This window comes from Prevotella falsenii DSM 22864 = JCM 15124 (assembly GCF_000613945.1).
Taxonomy (GTDB): Bacteria; Bacteroidota; Bacteroidia; order Bacteroidales; family Bacteroidaceae; genus Prevotella; species Prevotella falsenii.
Genome location: NZ_BAJY01000001.1, coordinates 135,827 through 153,329, shown reverse-complemented (window position 1 = coordinate 153,329; position 17,503 = coordinate 135,827). Strand labels below are relative to the sequence as shown.

Sequence of the window (17,503 nt, the reverse complement as noted above, 5' to 3'; positions counted from 1 at the left end):
GCCCGTCTTTACCTTTCCTTTTTCCTATTCGTATGTAATATTTTACCATACAGGAATGGACATTTGGGTAATACGACGAAAAACCATACCTTTGCCACCATAATTTTAAACCCAAATCGGTCATTAGCGTCTTTGACCGGTTTTGTTCGATTGTTGAGTAGATGTGCCGGCATTTCATCGAAGGCGTAGCGGGCTACGGCGAGATGTAATGGCTGCGCAGATGTCGGCAAGCAGACGAAACCGGTAAGGAAGCATGACGGTAATAACAAATCTAAGCAAATGCGTCCTAATGAACGATTGGGGTTAAATGTATAGAATAAAAAACAAAACAATAAAAAACATAAAACTATGGAAGAAAATAGAAAAGAACTGAACCGCAACTTGGCACAGATGCTTAAAGGCGGTGTTATCATGGACGTTACAACCCCCGAACAAGCTCGCATAGCCGAGGCTGCCGGTGCTTGCGCAGTAATGGCATTGGAGCGCATTCCTGCCGATATTCGTGCTGCAGGCGGTGTGTCTCGTATGAGCGACCCTAAGATGATTCGTGGCATTCAAGAGGCTGTCAGCATTCCCGTAATGGCAAAAGTGCGCATCGGACACTTTGTTGAGGCTCAGATACTTCAAGCTATTGAAATCGATTATATCGACGAGAGCGAAGTGCTTTCACCGGCTGACGATGTTTACCATATTGATAAGGATAAGTTCGACGTTCCTTTCGTTTGTGGAGCAAAAGACCTTGGCGAGGCATTGCGCCGCATTGCAGAAGGTGCAACCATGATTCGCACAAAGGGCGAACCGGGTACAGGCGACATTATTCAGGCTGTCCGCCACATGCGTATGATACAGACAGAGATGCGTCGCCTTACATCGCTCGGCGAAGACGAACTCTATGAAGCAGCAAAGCAACTGCGTGCGCCTTACGAACTTGTGAAGTATGTTCACGACAATGGCAAGTTGCCTGTTGTAAACTTCGCTGCGGGCGGTGTCGCTACTCCTGCCGATGCTGCGCTTATGATGCAGTTGGGTGCTGAAGGCGTATTCGTCGGTTCAGGTATTTTCAAGTCCGGCAACCCTGAAAAGCGTGCTCGCGCCATCGTTCAGGCTGTTACCAACTACAACGATGCGAAGATGCTTGCCGCACTGAGCGAAGACCTTGGCGAGGCAATGGTAGGTATCAACGAAAGCGAGATTGCTATTTTGATGGCAGAACGTGGCAAATAATCGAGCAAAACATGAAGATTGCCATATTAGCCTTACAGGGAGCATTTGCCGAACACGCCAAAATGATGCAGCGACTGGGGCACGAAACCTTTGAAGTGCGCCAACTTGCTGACTGGAACAAGCCCAAGGACGGACTTATTATTCCCGGCGGAGAAAGCACCGTAATGCTGAAACTCCTACACGAGTTGAACTTGTTTGAGCCTATAAAGAAAGACATCGAGGGCGGTCTGCCTGTTTATGGCACTTGCGCAGGACTTATTCTGCTATCGAAAGAAGTAGAAAATGCACAAAGTCCGTACGCTCGTTTCGCTACGATGAACATTCGCACCTGCCGCAACGCATACGGCAGACAAATGGGAAGTTTCGCAGTCGATGCACCGATGAAAGGTATTGCAGAACCTGTTCCAATGACTTTCATACGTGCACCTTATATTGAAAAAGCAGGCGAAGGCGTAGAAGTGCTTGCCGAAGTAGACGGACGTATTGTCGCAGCCCGCCAAGGCAAACAGCTTGTTACGGCTTTCCACCCTGAATTGGGCACAGATACTCGTGTTCACGAGCTATTTGCAAAAATGTTGAAATAAAAAGCCGGAATGGCGGTTTGCTGTACGGACAAAGTGCAGCAGCCGCTTTCTTGTTTTTCTATACTTAACGTGAGTTCGCCATAAGAAAGCAGGTTAAGCAAGCAATTCTATAGATACTTTTTACAATCCCATAGATATTTTTTAGCAAGCTCTCTAATGAAACAGCGCAAGCTTTTCTGTTTAATCTTGTAAAGATTATTCTCTTAAAAAGTGATCTTATACCGAACTCATGTAATCGTTGGTTGAACATGGAACAACAATAAAGGCGACACCCTTTGAAAGGTATCGCCTTTATCGTTTGCTTTTCACTATATGCTTTATGCATTTACAGCATCAGCAAGTTCAGCACCCGGCTTGAACTTAGCAACCTTCTTAGCTGCAATCTGTATTTTCTGCTTTGTAGCAGGGTTAATACCTTCGTGTGCGGGACGCTCTGTTACAGAGTAAGTACCGAAACCTACCAACTGAACTTTATCACCGGCTACGAGTGCTTCTTTGATAGCTGCGGTCATAGCGTCTAATGCTTTCTTAGAGTCAGCCTTGCTTAGACCTGCACCGGCTGCGATTTTCTCGATTAGTTCTGTTTTGTTCATAATTTTTGAATTATTGTTTGATATTATACAAAATATTATTCCAACATTTTTGCAAATATAGTTGTTTAGTTTCATAAAACAAACAAAAATAGAAAGAAATGTAAACTTTTACCTAAAAAAAGTTCTATATTAGGCTGTTTCGTACTACATAATGCAGAAAAATTAGTATTTTTGCAGGTGTTAAGCAGAAACAACTGAAAGTTTGTCATTCCCTGCACTTGCTTGCTAAGAAACGGAAAGTTGGCAAAGACTTTGCTATTCACATCATTAAGGAGACCACCAAATCTCTATAAACAAAAGTATAAAATATGCGCAATATACCAACAGTAACAAAAAATCTGCTCATTCTTAATGTTCTGGCTTTCATTGCCTACATTATGCTTGGCAAAATGGGCATCGACCTTAACAATTTATTGGGTCTTCACTTTTTCCTTTCCGACGATTTCCACCTTTGGCAGCTCGTAACCTATATGTTCATGCATGGCGGTTATATGCACATTTTAATGAATATGTTCATGCTTTGGATGTTTGGCATGGTGATGGAAAATGTGTGGGGGGCAAAGAAATTCCTATTATATTATATGGTAACGGGCATCGGTGCCGGTCTTTGTCAGGAACTTGCGCAATACGCTACCTACGTGGCGGAGGGGTTGAGCCACTATCAGTATGTGGCAACCGAAATGGGACGGATACCAATGGACAGCTATCTGAACCTTTGGACAACCGTGGGTGCCTCGGGAGCAGTGTATGGTGTGCTGCTGGCATTCGGACTTACGTTCCCTAACGAACGCATGTTCATTATTCCAATCCCCATTCCGCTGAAAGCAAAATGGATAATCATGGGGTCGATTGCCATGGAACTTTTCTCGGCAATGAGCACAAGTAACGACGGTGTAGCACACTTGGCACACCTTGGCGGTATGCTGTTTGGCTATCTGCTCATACGATACTGGCGTAAGCACCCTTATTCCGGCAATGATTTTGGCATGGATAAGGGTCGTCGGTTCTTCGACAATATGCGTAGCAACTGGGAAAACCGAACAAATCGTTCGGCAGGAAACAATCAGAGAGGAGGCAACGACGGCTTCCAATGGAATACCACACATACGCAGCAAACACAGCAACCTGAAAGCGATTGGGACTACAATGCACGAAAGAAAAAGGAACAAGAAGAAGTAGACCGCATACTCGATAAAATAAGAAAGAACGGCTATGACAGTCTGAGCAAAGACGAAAAACAAAAACTTTTCGATAGCAGTAAGTAACGAAACAACCAACGAAAAGAGGAAAAAAGGCACATAAATATATGTTTCGCAAGATAAAAAGCACGGTCTACTGGTTTGCCTTGGTTGCCAACATCGTAGCAATAGTTGCGCTGTTGCTGGTTGGCAACGTAGACAGACTGCAGCCGGCCGAGCACCCGTGGCTGTCTAATCTCGGCTTAGGCTTTCCCATCGTGTTGGCAATCAATCTGCTTTTTGTTGTCTTTTGGGCAATATTCCGTTTCAAAACCATTTGGTTGCCCTTGTTAGGACTGCTTATTTGCTATGTCCCCATACGCAAATACACACCTTTTAATATAAAGAAAGAACACCCCGTCAGGTCGATTAAGGTGCTTTCCTACAATGTTTTTATGTTTGCAATTTGGGATTTCGAGCCTGAAGCCACCAATCCTATTGTCGATTACATCGTGAAAAGCAATGCCGACATTGTTTGTTTGCAGGAAACAGACGTTTACGGAAAGCACCAAGACAACATTTACAAGGCTTTCAGAAAGGCTTATCCCTACCACGATTTCGTAAGTATGCCTGCTCCGGGCAGCCAACACATGATGCTGTTGAGTCGTTATCCGATTTTAAAGAAAGAGCAAATAAAGTACAAATCGGCAGGAAACATCAGCTTCGCCTACCTTATTAATTATAATAACCAAGAAGTATTGGTGGTAAACAACCATTTTGAAAGCAACCATTTAAGCGAAGCCGACAAGCAAGGATACAAGGATATGGTGCGCGCACCCTTTGAAGGCAGTACCACAAAAGTGGAAAGCGAACGCATACTCGACAAGCTCGGGCGTGCTGCCATCACACGAGCACCACAGGTAGATGCAGTTGCAGCCTATGTGAAAAAGCACTTAGACAAGAAAATACCCGTGATATTGTGTGGCGACTTCAATGATAATCCGATTAGTTATGCCCACAAAACCATTGCCAACCATTTGACCGATGCTTATATAGCAAGTGGAAACGGACCCGGAATATCGTACCATAAAAGCGGAATGTATGTACGCATAGACAACATTTTCTGCTCGAACGATTTCGAACCATACGAAGCAAAAGTTGATAACAAAATATCAACTTCCGACCATTATCCTATATATGCATGGCTAAAATATCGCCCAAAATATTAAAAATAGGCGAATAAACACGCTTAAATTTTCCGAAATGTGAAAAAATAACTATCTTTGCACGACTAACTGTGCCTGAAAAAGGAAATAATTAAAAATAAATAATAAAATGCAAAACAAAGGATTAGTAATTTGTGTTGCCGTCTTGCTGACGCTCGCAAGCATTTTCTACTTGTCGTTCTCGGTAGCAACAAGCTACTACGACGGACAAGCTGCGAAGATTAAAGACCCTATTGCACGGCAGGATTATAAAGATTCTGTGAAGTACTTGGGCATTTACTCTTATCAAAAGTGTTTAGAGACACAGATTGGTTTGGGTCTTGACCTTAAGGGTGGTATGAACGTTATCCTCGAAATTTCAGTTCCTGACGTTGTAGATGTACTCGCCGACCACAAAACCGATGCTGCTTACCTCAAAGCAATGAAAGAGGCAAAAGAGCAAGAAATGACAAGTCAGAGCGATTTCATCACGCTTTTCATTGATGCTTTCCACAAGATAGCACCGGGAAGAAAGCTGGCTGAAATCTTTGCAACACAACAATTGAAGGGAAAAGTTAGTACACAGAGTTCAGACAAAGAGGTTGAAAAAGCCCTTCGCGAGGAGGTTACAGCGTCTATCGACAACTCTTACAACGTAGTGCGCAACCGTATCGACCAGTTTGGTGTTGTTCAACCGAACATTCAGAAGCTGGAAGGACAAGAAGGACGCCTCATGGTGGAGATGCCGGGTATCCGCGAACCCGAGCGTATGCGTAAGTTATTGCAAGGTTCTGCTAACCTTGAATTCTGGGAAACATACAACAATCAAGAAATAGCACCTTATCTGACACAGCTCGACCAGCGTTTGGCTAACGGCGAAACAAAGGTGGAAACGAACGATTCTACGGTGAACGATTCTACCAAAAAGCAGTTGGCGCAAAACAAGCCTGCAGCTAAACTTTCGTTGAAGGGCAATAAACTTGGTGCAAACACAGGCAAAGATGCACAAATGGCGGCTGCGAAAAAGGCTAATCCATTGCTTTCTATGTTGCAGTTGATACCGGGTGAATCGTTGAGCGTAGTAGGTTATGCAAGTGTTCGCGATACTGCTGCTATCAATAAAATCATTTACAGCCAATTGGCACAGCAAGTATTGCCAAGCGATTTGCGCCTCCGTTGGAGTGCAAAACCTGCTGACGGTTTGCAGCAAAAGAATATATTTGAACTCCATGCCTTGAAGGTTACAACATCTGACGGCCGTGCTCCGTTGGAAGGCGACGTGATTACAGATGCTAAAGACCAGTTCGACCAGTACGGACGCCCGGAGGTTAGCATGACAATGAACTCTGACGGTGCTCGTCTGTGGGCAGCCATTACAAAGGCTAACCTTGGTAAGGCAGTTGCTATCGTGCTCGACGGACTTGTTTATACAGCTCCACGCATCAATTCAGAAATTACAGGTGGGTCATCATCTATTTCAGGTTCGTTCACCATCGAAGATACAAAAGACTTGGCTAACACCTTGAAGTCCGGTCGTATGCCTGCTCCTGCACGCATCGTTCAGGAAGAAGTGGTTGGTCCTACACTTGGTGCACAGTCTATCCAGCAAGGTCTTTGGTCGTTTGCCATCGCATTCGTACTCTTGATGATTTACATGGTTGTTATGTACGACCTTATTCCCGGTATGTTGGCTAACTGCGCTTTGCTTGCCAACTTGTTCTTCACACTGGGTATTTTGGCTTCGTTCCAGTCGGCACTTACTATGCCGGGTATTGCGGGTATCGTGCTTACGCTTGGTACGGCGGTCGATGCAAACGTGCTTATCTATGAGCGTATCAAGGAAGAAATGCGAGCCGGAAAGGGTATTAAAGATGCGTTGAGAGCCGGTTACAGCAATGCTTTCTCTGCAATCTTCGACTCTAACTTCACTTCCCTCATTACAGGTATCATTCTTCTCGTAACGGGTACAGGTCCTATCCGTGGTTTCGCTACAACGTGGATTATTGGTATTGTCTGCTCATTCTTCACAGCTGTGTTCTTGACACGTCTTGTTTACGAAAACCGTTTGAAGAAAGACAAGTGGTTGAACCAAAAATTCTATACTTCAATCAGCAAGAATTTGTTGCAGAACACACGCATTAAGTTCATGAGCCTTTACAAGACGACATTCACTATTTCAGCGATTGTTGCCGTACTCTTCCTCGTTAGCATCTTCTTCGTAAGAGGTTTGAGCAAGAGTATCGACTTTACCGGTGGTCGCAACTACGTCATCACCCTTAACAAGAAAGTCCATGTAGAGGACGTTCGTAAGGTTTTGAACAACGCATTTGTTAATACCATTGGCGAAAATGCAGGCAAGCAAGCCACAACAACTGTAATTGCATTGGGTACAGAAGGCAACACCATTCGTGTTTCTACCAACTATAACATCGAATCGAACGACCCGGCTGAAGACGACCACGCAGAAACAGTGCTTTACAACGCATTGAAGAAGGGCGGTTTCGTAAGTCAGGCAAATGTGGATAGCTTTAAAAATCCGGACATTCGCGAGGGCGGTTCTATCATCAGTTCTTCAAAAGTAGGTCCTTCAGTTGCTAAGGACATCACGCACGGAGCTATCCGAAGCGTTGCATTGGCGTTGATATTCATCTTCGTCTACATCTTGCTACGTTTCCGTAACCTCGGTTTCTCTGTGGGTTCGGTTGTGGCTTTGGCACTCGATACATTGATAGTAGTAGGTTTCTACTCTGTCTGCTACGGTTGGATTGGTTTCTCTCTCGAAATCGACCAAACCTTCATCGGTGCTATCTTGACCGTGATTGGTTACTCTATCAACGACAAAGTGGTGGTGTTCGACCGTATCCGTGAGAATATGCAGCTACATCCGAAGATGGATTACCAGACGTTGTTCAACGATTCTATCAATCAAACGCTGGCACGTACCATCAATACATCGTTCTCTACAATGATTGTGTTGCTTTCAATCTTTATCCTTGGTGGCGACAGTATCCGTAGCTTTGCATTTGCAATGATACTCGGTGTGTTCTTCGGTACATTGTCTTCAATCTTCATCGCTTCTCCGGTAGCTTACTTGGTATTGGGCAAGAAGCTTGAAAACCGCTTGAAGAATGCTCCTGCAGAAGAATAAACGCAGGCACATATAAATAAAGAAAGTGGCAGATGCTCAATAAAAGCATCTGCCACTTTTTGTTTCTTCAGTTTGATGGGGCTATTATTACTTGCGCCCGAAGTCGGCAGGAATTTCTCCCCACTCTTTTGTTTCCCATTTTATAATGGGCGTGGTTACGTTGTGGGTGCGCAGCCATCGTTCTGCCCGCGCTATTATATTGTGCAGCTCGGCAGTTGTTTCGTTATGCTCCAATGTAGTTTTACACTTCTTTTTGTTCACCCACAATATGGCATTATACGAGTCGCTGTAAATAACCTTGTCCTTAATGCCTTGCTTTTCCATCAATGCCAAAGCGTGAACTATTGCCAGAAATTCGCCAATGTTGTTCGTTCCCATTGTCGGACCGAAATGAAAGAGCTGCGCACCTGTAGCAAGGTCGATGCATCGGTATTCCATTGGTCCCGGATTTCCCGAACAAGCAGCATCTACCGCCCACGCATTTGCCTTTACGCACAAGGGCAAAGGCAACACTGTGTCGTGTCTGTTTTCGGGTGGGTTTTGCAGTTTCATCGGCTTATATATAATAATGTGTAAAGCAAAGAGCTTTGGCAAGTTTGCATTTGTTTCTCAATAAAGGTGCTTAGTCGTATTTGCAGGAACGCAATAAATCACGTCCCTGCGTTTTGTTACGAACGAACAAACTCAAGTTTCTTTCCCTAACAGAAAGGGATTGAGAATGAATGCTACATACGTTCCGGCACTTCGATACCCAAAAGCTCCATACCGTTCTTGATTATTTTAGCTACATTCTGCGCCAAGACAAGGCGTGTTGTCTTTTCGTCTTCGGTGTCTGCGTTCAGAATGCTGTAGTCGTGGTAGAACTGGTTGAACTCTTTTGTAAGTTCGTAGCAGTAGTTCGCAATGCCGCTCGGACTGTAATCGACGCCTGCCTGTACCACGGCTGCGCCAAAATCGTTCATCTTCTGAACGAGCGCAATCTCCTTTTCGTTGAGCGGAGCATCGTCGGCAAGTGCCTTTGGAATAGCGATGCCTTGTGCAGCTGCCTTGCGCAGAATGCTGCGAATACGAGCGTAGGTATATTGAATAAACGGACCCGTATTGCCGTTAAAGTCGATTGACTCTTCCGGATTGAAGAGCATATTCTTTCGAGCGTCTACTTTCAGAATGAAATACTTCAATGCGCCCATGCCTACGATGCGTGCAATTTCGTTCTTTTCCGCTTCGGTAATGTCGTCCAACTTGTTCACCTTGTCTTCGCTAAGTGCACGAGCGTTCTGTATCATCGAAGCTACAAGCTCGTCGGCGTCTACCACTGTGCCCTCGCGGCTCTTCATCTTGCCGTTTGGAAGTTCCACCATACCGTAAGAGAAGTGCACCAAATCCTTGCCCCACTTAAAGCCAAGGCGGTCTAAAAGAATGGAAAGCACTTGGAAATGGTAATTCTGCTCGTTGCCTACGACGTAAATCATCTTGTCGATAGGATAGTCCTTGAAACGCATTTCAGCAGTACCGATGTCCTGTGTCATATACACCGACGTGCCGTCGCTTCTCAAAAGCAGCTTTTGGTCTAAGCCCTCGTTGGTCAGGTCAGCCCATACAGAGTTGTCGTCCTTACGAACGAACAAGCCTTTAGCCAAGCCTTCTTCCACCTTTTTCTTCCCTTCCAAGTAGGTTTCACTTTCATAATATATCTTGTCGAAGCCTACTCCGAGTGCCTTATAAGTTTCGTCGAAGCCTGCATACACCCAGTTGTTCATCTTCTCCCATAGCGCACGCACTTCGGGGTCGTTAGCTTCCCAATTCACGAGCATAGCACGTGCCTCCTTCATCAGCGGCGACGCTTGTTCGGCTTTTGCCTTTGCAGCCTCGTCGTCCAAGCCTTCGCTCTTGAATTGAGCCGTCAGCGCAGCGAGTTCCTCACGATAATGTTTGTCAAACGCTACGTAGAAATCGCCGATAAGGTGGTCGCCCTTCTTTCCTGCTTGTTCCGGTGTGATACCGTTGCCCCACTTCTGCCATGCAAGCATCGACTTACAGATGTGAATACCACGGTCGTTCACGATGTTGGTCTTCACTACTTTGTAGCCGTTAGCCTCCATTATCTTCGATAGCGACCACCCTAACAGGTTGTTGCGCACGTGTCCTAAGTGGAGCGGTTTGTTGGTATTGGGCGACGAATATTCCACCATGGCGAGCGGACTGTCAGCCGTTACCTGCTGTTCGCCAAACTTCTCGTCGGCATTAATATCGTTAAGAAGTCCTATCCACGCTGCGGGAGCAATGACAAGGTTAAGGAAACCCTTTACAACATTGAAGTCGGCAACAGCCTTGCAGTTTGCTTTCAAATATTCGCCTATCTCCTGTGCCGTTGCTTCGGGGCTTTTTCGAGAAGTCTTCAGCAACGGAAACGTTACCAGCGTAAGGTTGCCTTCAAAGTTTGCCTTTGTCTTTTGCAACTGTATCATCTGTGCAGAAATCTCTGCACCGTACAGTTCTTTTACTGCTGCCAATGCCGCAGCGGTTATCTGGTCTTCTATCTTCATATCGTTTGTTTATTTATATTTGGGTGCAAAGGTACTAAAAACTTTGCAACTTTTGGCAACCAACACCTTGTATATAATAGGGCGCATTCTAAAAAATCCTATACGATTGCAAGATGTATCTGCCGATTTTGGCTCACGAAACGAAAAGTACGGCAAATTATTTACACGTAAATAAATATTTTTCTACACGTAAGTAATAATTTCTTTACACGTAAATAAATATTTCTCTATGTGTTGAAAATTCGGCTGTGTACGCAAATAACCGAAAAAAGGTTGGTATCCGAACGAATAATCCAACCTTCATCGTACAGCGATAATGCGCTGTCGGCGTTTCTGCAAGGCTATTCCAACAGCCTGCTTATTTCGTTTTTCACTTTCTCGGCAGGCACTACGTGCAGCCCGTTCTTGTCTAATTCTACCAACAAATCGGCAATGCGGAGAGCCAATTCCAAGTCGTGTGTGGAAAGAAACACCACCTTGTCGGTTTCTTTTGCCAAGCGATGGAGCAGTTGCAACATCTCTACCTTCGACGGAAAGTCCAAGAACGACGTGGGTTCGTCTAACAAGATGATGGGCGTTTGCTGTGCCAACGCTCTTGCAATCATTACTTTCTGTCGCTCGCCGTCGGACAATGTCTGCACCATTCTCTCTTTCAGATGGTCGATACCCACCATATTGATGGCTTCAGCCACAATTTTCCGGTCGTCGGCGTTGAGCTTTCCCCAAAATCCGGTGTAGGGCATACGCCCCATTCCCACCATTTCGGTTACGCTAAGGTTCTGCACATCGGTTTTGTAGGTAAGCACAATGCTGATGTATTTTGCCCGTTCGTGTTGCGAAAGCAAGTCGATGTCGCGCCCATCGAGCAACAGCCGTCCGCCGAGTTTGGACAGAAAGCCCGTCAAAGTCTTCAGCAAGGTAGACTTGCCGATGCCGTTCGAACCTATCAGACAGGTAAGCTCGCCACTTTTTATTTCTACGTCGATGTCGGTAACTACGGGCGGAAAGCCCTTGTAGCCTACCGATAGCTGTTCCAATGTTATCTTCATTGCGTCGAGATGGTTTTACGATTGGCTTACCTATTCCTTGAGAATGCTGTGCAACTTCTTTATTTTCACCTTTCTTTCAATCGAATAAACGCTTTGTCTTTCGTCCACGTAAGAGAACAGCAAATAGGCTTTTTCGAGCAACATATTGCGCAAAGGATTGGTTTTATAGCTACCTTCGGCATATAATAGTTCGGCAAGCATTTCCAGTCGGTCTGTTCTTTCGCTGTCGTCCCATTCGTTTGCTGCGTATTCGAGCAGTTCTTCTATGCTCATATTGCGCAAAAGGGTGTAGTCGCCAACATATTGGCGATACAAATCCTTTAAGTTGTCGTCGCGCTCGTCTTCTTTTTTCTTCATCATATCGGCAAGCGCAGCTGCAAATTCTTCTATCAATCGAATGAAATAATCCTGTCGTATCATAACTCTATCTGTAAAAGCATAAACTTACGACAAAGGTAATAAAAGTTTTAAAAACCGAAAGTAGTTCCTCGTGGTTTTGTTTCTATAACATATTTTTGGCTCACTGAAAAGCCAATTCAAATGCACTTACACAGAAACAACAGTGGCGGTTGAAACTGAAAAAACAATTGTTTTATCTATATTTTAACATTAATTCTATGCAATTTGTGTGTAAAAAAGCTATCTTTGTAGCAATTTTAACCCCAATCGGACATTAGCGTCCTTGACCGGTTTTGTTCGATTGTCGAACAGCTGTGCCGGCATTTCATCGAAGGCGTAGCGGGCTACGGCGAGATGTAACGGCTGCGCAGATGCCGGCAAGCGGACGAAACCGGTAAGGAAGCATGACGGTATAACAAATATAAGCAAATGCGTCCTAATGACAGATTGGGGTTGAATAATTATCAACACATAAAACAGACTTTTAGAATATAGATTATGAGTGCGATTGTTGCGATTATCCCGATTGTTTTGCTCTTCGTTCTGATGTTAGGTTTGAAGATGGCAGGACACAAGAGTGCATTCCTTACGTTGCTTGTTACCATTGCGCTGGCACTTTTCGTTGCGCCCGCTATGGGCTTTGTGCCGAAAGACTTCACGCTTGTAGGTGTGGGGTGGGCTGTCGTGGAAGGCGTGCTGAAAGCCGTGTTCCCTATTCTCATCATCATCTTGATGGCGATTTTCAGTTACAATGTGCTGGTGGAGAGTAAGGAAATTGAAGTAATAAAGAACCAGTTTACGTCTTTTTCCGACGACAAGGGCATAACGGTGCTTATGTTGGTGTGGGGCTTTGGCGGACTGCTCGAAGGTATGGCAGGTTTCGGAACAGCCGTTGCCATTCCGGCAGCTATCCTTATTTCGTTGGGCTACAAGCCTGTGTTCTCAGCTCTTGTGGCACTGATAGCCAACACTGTGCCTACGGGATTTGGTGCTGTGGGTGTGCCTGTGATTACACTTTGCAACGAGGTGGCGGCAGGAGGCGTGGCTTCGCCCGAACTCATATGCGAGGTTTCCACTTACTGTGTGGTTCAGCTTTCGCCGTTGTTCGTAATCTTGCCTTTCATCATTCTCACGCTTACCAACCGCAGCCGCAGTGCCATCGTTCGCAATTTGCTTATTTCTTTGTGGGTAGGTAGCATTTCGTTTGCTACGCAATATGTTGTTGCGATGTTCCTTGGAGCCGAAACACCTGCCATTATCGGCAGTGTGGCAGCCATCGTCGCCTTGTTGCTTTACAGCAAACTCTTTGCACCGAAGAAGGATAACAGCAACGTGAAGCACTACACGGCGGGCGAAACCTTCCGTGCGTGGAGCGTTTACCTCTTCATATTGCTGTTTATTTTGCTGTCGGGTCCACTGTTTCCCGACATCAACAGCTTCCTGAAGTCGCACCTTGTATCGCGTGTGGCGTTGCCAATCTACGCTGACGGCACAACTTTCAACTTCGGTTGGATTAGCAATGCAGGACTAATGCTGCTCTTGGGAACCGTAATCGGCGGACTGATACAAGGTTTAACGCCTCGCCGGCTTTTGGTTATCTTGGCTCGTACTACGGTAAACCTGCGCAAAACCGTTATTACCATTATCAGTTTGGTTTCTTTGGCATCGGTAATGAACTACGCGGGCATGATAGTAGTCATTGCTTCAGCCTCGCAGCGGTTACGGGGCAGCTCTATCCTGTATTTGCTCCGCTCATCGGGGCTATCGGAACGTTTGTAACAGGTAGCGATACATCGTCCAACATCTTGTTTGCCAAACTGCAAGCCAACGTTGCCCACCAGCTGAATTACGGCAATTCGGACTGGCTTGTGGCAGCAAACACCACGGGAGCAACGGGTGGCAAGATGATTTCGCCGCAGAGCATAGCCATTGCAACAGCTGCCTGCGATATGCAGGGACGCGACGGCGAGATTTTGAAGGCAGCCCTTCCGTACGCTCTTCTCTACATCGCAGTAGGAGGATTGATGGTGCTTCTGGCTGTTTGATGCGCACCGCAACGACACAGAATTTTGTACAAAGGGAAACGCATTATACACGCCGACTCAACAACACGGCAAAGAAACTGACATCAGTCTTTTTCGGATATGACGTCATATTTCCCAAAATATGATGTCATATTTGACATAAAATGACGTCATATTTGCGAGAATATGATGTTATATTTTTCCGAGCATCTACTTTGCAGGATGTTTTTAAGGTTTATACTATAATAAGTAATGTGTAAATACTTGCTATTCTGCCAACAAATACGTACCTTTGCACGCTGACAAAAACAAGGAAAAGTTAATGAAAAAACTCTATATAGAGACATACGGCTGCCAAATGAACGTGGCAGACTCGGAAGTTGTTGCTTCCGTTATGAAGATGGCAGGATACGATGTGTGCGAGAATGAGGACGAGGCTGACGCTATTTTCCTTAATACTTGTTCGATACGAGAAAATGCAGAAACCAAGATTTACAACCGTTTGGAAACCCTTTACGCCGAAAAAAGAAAGGGTAGAAAGGTTATTCTCGGTGTATTGGGCTGCATGGCAGAACGTGTACGCAAAGACTTAATCGACAATCATTATGCCAATCTCGTATGCGGTCCCGACTCGTATCTCAACTTGCCCGAAATGATAGCACGTTGCGAAAACGGGTACAGCGCAATGGACGTAGACCTTTCTACCACCGAAACCTACCGCGACATAGTGCCACAGCGCATCGGCGGTAACCGGGTGTCGGGCTTTGTAAGTATTATGCGCGGCTGCAACAACTTCTGCCACTACTGCATCGTGCCGTTTACACGAGGCAGAGAACGTTCGCGCGACGTGGAAAGCATATTGCGCGAGGTGAAAGACTTGCACGACAGAGGCTTCAAGGAGGTTACGCTGTTAGGTCAGAACGTAAATTCCTACGGACTGTTGCCCAACGGAAAACGTCCGGAAAACGGAACATCGTTTGCCGAACTGTTGCGCAAAGTGGCACAAAGCGTGCCCGACATGCGTGTGCGCTTCTCTACTTCCAACCCCGAAGATATGACGGAGGATATTCTGCATGCAGTAGCCGACGAGCCAAACCTTTGCAACCATATCCACTTCCCTGCACAAAGCGGCAGCAACACCGTGCTGAAGAACATGAACCGCAAGTACACTCGCGAAGACTACTTGGAGAAAGTGGCAGCCATTCGCCGGATTATTCCGAACTGCGGACTCACAACCGACATCTTTGTGGGCTACCACAACGAGACGTTGGAAGACCAAGAGCTTACACTTTCGTTGGTTCGTGAATGCCGGTTCGACTCCGCCTTCATGTTTAAATATTCAGAACGTCCCGGAACTTACGCAGCAAAGCATTTGCCCGACAACATTTCGGAAGAAGAAAAGGTACGCCGTCTGAATGAACTCATAAAACTTCAGACCGAGATTTCGGCTATTCAGAACAAGAAAGACGAAGGAAAGGAGTTCGATGTGCTGATAGAACGCTTCAGCAAACGTAGCCGCGAGCAACTTATGGGACGCACCGAGCAAAACAAAGCCGTCATCATTCCACGCGGCAACCACCATATAGGCGACACCGTGCGAGTGCGCATAACAGGCTCAAGCTCTGCCACGCTCATCGGAGAAGTAGTGGAATAAAGTTGCAAGTCTTAACAGAAACGTATAACTTTGTAAGTTATGAAAGAATTTCTCCAAATATTGCGCAGGTTTGTTCCACCTTATAAGAAATATCTTATCGGGTCGGTTACCTTCAATATCCTCTCTGCTTTGCTTAACATCTTCTCGTTTGCAGCACTCATTCCGTTGCTCCAAATACTGTTCAAAGTAGACACGGGCGTGAAAGCAACGCAAGTAATGGCATGGAGCGACGGCTCTTTTAAAGATGTTTTGGCAAACAATGCCGACTATTACACGCAGATGTTCATCGCAGATAAGGGCCCAACGACAACATTGCTTATCATCGGTTTGATAATGGGCTTTATGACATTCCTGAAAACAGGTGCCTATTTCCTGTCGTCGGCTTCCATTATTCCGGTCAGAACGGGTGTCGTTCGCGATATTCGCAATCAGCTTTACCAAAAGATAACATCGCTTTCTCTTGGCTTTTTCAGCGAAGAACGAAAGGGAGACATTATTGCAAGAATGAGCGGCGATGTGCAGGAAGTAGACACTTCCGTAATGTCTTCGCTCGATTTGCTGTTTAAAAATCCAATCCTTGTATTGATTTACTTCATTACTTTGATGGTTATTTCGTGGCAATTGACGCTTTTCACCTTGCTTTTTGTTCCGCTCTTTGCTTCGTTTATGGGCATTGTGGGCAGGAAATTAAAGCAGAGCAGCATTACGGCACAAGCTCTTTGGAGCGATACAATGAGTCAGGTGGAAGAGACTTTGGGCGGCTTGCGCATCATTAAGGCGTTCTGTGCGGAGGGCATAATGAACCAAAGGTTTCATAAAATAAACTCTATGTACCGCAACGACATTATGCGTGTGAACATTCGACAGCAGATGGCGCACCCTATGAGCGAATTTCTTGGCACGATAATGATTATCGTTGTGCTGTGGTTTGGCGGTACGCTGGTATTGGGAGAGTCGCCTGTCATAAGCGGTCCAACCTTTATTTATTATCTTGTTATTCTGTATAGCATTCTCAATCCGCTGAAAGAAATATCAAAAGCGGGCTATAACATCGCAAAAGGATTGGCTTCGATGGAGCGAATTGACAAGATATTGATGGCAGAAAACACCATTAAAGAAGTGGAACAACCCAAGCATATCGAGGCTTTCAACCACCAAATAGAGTTCCGTAACGTCAGTTTTGCATACGATACGATTACAAAAGAAGATGGCACAACAGAGCCAAAGTGGGTTTTGCGTAACATTAATTTGATTATTCCGAAAGGCAAAACGATAGCTCTTGTGGGGCAAAGCGGTAGCGGAAAGTCTACATTGCTTGACCTTATCCCTCGCTATTATGATGTGCAAGAAGGTGAAATACTGATTGACGGCATCAATATAAAAGAACTTGGGCTGCACGATTTGCGTCATCTTATCGGCAATGTGAACCAAGAAGCTATTCTTTTTAACGATACATTTAAAAACAATATCACCTTCGGAGTAACTTCAGACGATAACGGAATCGTTGAAGCTGCGAAGATTGCAAACGCCCACGACTTTATTTCGCAGACAGAAAAAGGTTACGAAACAAACATTGGCGACCGTGGCAGCAGACTTTCCGGAGGGCAAAGGCAACGTGTCAGCATTGCACGCGCTATCTTAAAGAACCCTCCTATCCTTATTCTTGATGAGGCAACGTCGGCTCTCGACACCGAAAGTGAACGTTTGGTGCAAGATGCGCTCTACAAATTAATGAAGACACGCACAACAATAGCTGTGGCACACCGCCTTTCAACCATTAAGAATTCCGACGAAATATGCGTTATGCACGAAGGGGAAATCGTGGAAAGAGGTACACACGACGAGTTAATGCAGCTCAACGGATATTACAAGAAGCTACACGATATGCAAGAAATATAA

The 17,503-nt window shown here is 45.4% G+C and carries 14 protein-coding genes and 1 pseudogene; 8 read left to right on the top strand and 7 right to left on the bottom strand.

The window, feature by feature from the left end:
• Positions 1–8: 8 nt before the first annotated feature.
• Complete coding sequence (locus tag JCM15124_RS15645; protein ID WP_156930581.1) at positions 9–269, bottom strand: hypothetical protein; 261 nt, start codon at positions 267–269, stop codon at positions 9–11.
• Between the two features lie 79 nt (positions 270–348).
• Here JCM15124_RS15645 and pdxS point away from each other — a divergent pair, with 79 nt between their 5' ends.
• A complete protein-coding gene (gene pdxS / locus JCM15124_RS00655) occupies positions 349–1,224 on the top strand; it encodes a pyridoxal 5'-phosphate synthase lyase subunit PdxS (RefSeq protein ID WP_024997881.1) in 876 nt (291 codons plus the stop codon).
• An 11-nt stretch (positions 1,225–1,235) separates the two neighbouring features.
• Entirely contained in the window at positions 1,236–1,808 is a 573-nt protein-coding gene (pdxT, locus tag JCM15124_RS00650; protein WP_024997880.1) for a pyridoxal 5'-phosphate synthase glutaminase subunit PdxT, read from the top strand.
• Positions 1,809–2,125: 317 nt separating this feature from the next.
• Here the strand turns inward: pdxT and JCM15124_RS00645 are convergent, their stop codons facing one another.
• The gene (locus JCM15124_RS00645) at positions 2,126–2,401 is read right to left on the bottom strand and encodes an HU family DNA-binding protein (protein ID WP_014709303.1); all 276 of its coding nucleotides are present in this window, start codon (positions 2,399–2,401) and stop codon (positions 2,126–2,128) included.
• A gap of 308 nt (positions 2,402–2,709) precedes the next feature.
• Between JCM15124_RS00645 and JCM15124_RS00640 the strand changes: the two genes are divergently transcribed.
• The 3 genes from JCM15124_RS00640 (at position 2,710) to secDF (ending at position 7,932) form a co-directional block, all read left to right on the top strand.
• Complete coding sequence (locus JCM15124_RS00640) at positions 2,710–3,666, top strand: rhomboid family intramembrane serine protease (protein ID WP_024997879.1); 957 nt, start codon at positions 2,710–2,712, stop codon at positions 3,664–3,666.
• Between the two features lie 41 nt (positions 3,667–3,707).
• On the top strand, positions 3,708–4,808 hold the full coding sequence (locus tag JCM15124_RS00635; RefSeq protein ID WP_024997878.1) for an endonuclease/exonuclease/phosphatase family protein: 1,101 nt from the start codon (positions 3,708–3,710) through the stop codon (positions 4,806–4,808).
• A gap of 106 nt (positions 4,809–4,914) precedes the next feature.
• Positions 4,915–7,932 (top strand): protein translocase subunit SecDF, encoded by a 3,018-nt coding sequence (gene secDF, locus JCM15124_RS00630; protein ID WP_024997877.1) that lies wholly within the window; start codon positions 4,915–4,917, stop codon positions 7,930–7,932.
• Positions 7,933–8,019: 87 nt separating this feature from the next.
• Here secDF and JCM15124_RS00625 read toward each other — a convergent pair whose 3' ends face one another.
• The 5 genes from JCM15124_RS00625 to JCM15124_RS15640 form a co-directional block, all read right to left on the bottom strand.
• Positions 8,020–8,484, bottom strand: coding sequence for an RNase H family protein (locus JCM15124_RS00625; protein ID WP_024997876.1), 465 nt, complete (start codon positions 8,482–8,484; stop codon positions 8,020–8,022).
• A 173-nt stretch (positions 8,485–8,657) separates the two neighbouring features.
• Positions 8,658–10,478, bottom strand: a complete 1,821-nt coding sequence (gene argS / locus JCM15124_RS00620) for an arginine--tRNA ligase (protein ID WP_024997875.1) — start codon at positions 10,476–10,478, stop codon at positions 8,658–8,660.
• Between the two features lie 341 nt (positions 10,479–10,819).
• Positions 10,820–11,527, bottom strand: a complete 708-nt coding sequence (locus JCM15124_RS00615) for an ABC transporter ATP-binding protein (RefSeq protein WP_024997874.1) — start codon at positions 11,525–11,527, stop codon at positions 10,820–10,822.
• Between the two features lie 30 nt (positions 11,528–11,557).
• Entirely contained in the window at positions 11,558–11,947 is a 390-nt protein-coding gene (locus JCM15124_RS00610) for a hypothetical protein (protein ID WP_024997873.1), read from the bottom strand.
• A 219-nt stretch (positions 11,948–12,166) separates the two neighbouring features.
• Positions 12,167–12,355, bottom strand: a complete 189-nt coding sequence (locus JCM15124_RS15640) for a hypothetical protein (protein ID WP_198019102.1) — start codon at positions 12,353–12,355, stop codon at positions 12,167–12,169.
• Positions 12,356–12,424: 69 nt separating this feature from the next.
• Here JCM15124_RS15640 and JCM15124_RS12655 point away from each other — a divergent pair.
• The 3 genes and pseudogenes from JCM15124_RS12655 to JCM15124_RS00595 all read left to right on the top strand — a co-directional run bounded on the left by JCM15124_RS12655 (position 12,425) and on the right by JCM15124_RS00595 (position 17,503).
• Positions 12,425–13,971 (top strand): annotated as a pseudogene (locus JCM15124_RS12655) (L-lactate permease).
• Positions 13,972–14,272: 301 nt separating this feature from the next.
• Positions 14,273–15,604: a tRNA (N6-isopentenyl adenosine(37)-C2)-methylthiotransferase MiaB gene (miaB, locus tag JCM15124_RS00600; RefSeq protein ID WP_024997872.1), complete on the top strand. Its 1,332-nt coding sequence runs from the start codon at positions 14,273–14,275 to the stop codon at positions 15,602–15,604.
• Positions 15,605–15,643: 39 nt separating this feature from the next.
• Positions 15,644–17,503: an ABC transporter ATP-binding protein gene (locus tag JCM15124_RS00595; protein WP_024997871.1), complete on the top strand. Its 1,860-nt coding sequence runs from the start codon at positions 15,644–15,646 to the stop codon at positions 17,501–17,503.

Bases quoted from the DNA above. Each gene is read 5' to 3' on its own strand.
- pdxT (WP_024997880.1), top strand. From the start codon at position 1,236: ATGAAGATTGCCATATTAGCCTTACAGGGAGCATTTGCCGAACACGCC.
- JCM15124_RS00625 (WP_024997876.1), bottom strand. From the start codon at position 8,484: ATGAAACTGCAAAACCCACCCGAAAACAGACACGACACAGTGTTGCCT.
- JCM15124_RS00640 (WP_024997879.1), top strand. From the start codon at position 2,710: ATGCGCAATATACCAACAGTAACAAAAAATCTGCTCATTCTTAATGTT.
- JCM15124_RS00595 (WP_024997871.1), top strand. From the start codon at position 15,644: ATGAAAGAATTTCTCCAAATATTGCGCAGGTTTGTTCCACCTTATAAG.
- miaB (WP_024997872.1), top strand. From the start codon at position 14,273: ATGAAAAAACTCTATATAGAGACATACGGCTGCCAAATGAACGTGGCA.
- JCM15124_RS00645 (WP_014709303.1), bottom strand. From the start codon at position 2,401: ATGAACAAAACAGAACTAATCGAGAAAATCGCAGCCGGTGCAGGTCTA.
- JCM15124_RS00610 (WP_024997873.1), bottom strand. From the start codon at position 11,947: ATGATACGACAGGATTATTTCATTCGATTGATAGAAGAATTTGCAGCT.
- secDF (WP_024997877.1), top strand. From the start codon at position 4,915: ATGCAAAACAAAGGATTAGTAATTTGTGTTGCCGTCTTGCTGACGCTC.
- pdxS (WP_024997881.1), top strand. From the start codon at position 349: ATGGAAGAAAATAGAAAAGAACTGAACCGCAACTTGGCACAGATGCTT.
- JCM15124_RS00615 (WP_024997874.1), bottom strand. From the start codon at position 11,527: ATGAAGATAACATTGGAACAGCTATCGGTAGGCTACAAGGGCTTTCCG.
- argS (WP_024997875.1), bottom strand. From the start codon at position 10,478: ATGAAGATAGAAGACCAGATAACCGCTGCGGCATTGGCAGCAGTAAAA.
- JCM15124_RS00635 (WP_024997878.1), top strand. From the start codon at position 3,708: ATGTTTCGCAAGATAAAAAGCACGGTCTACTGGTTTGCCTTGGTTGCC.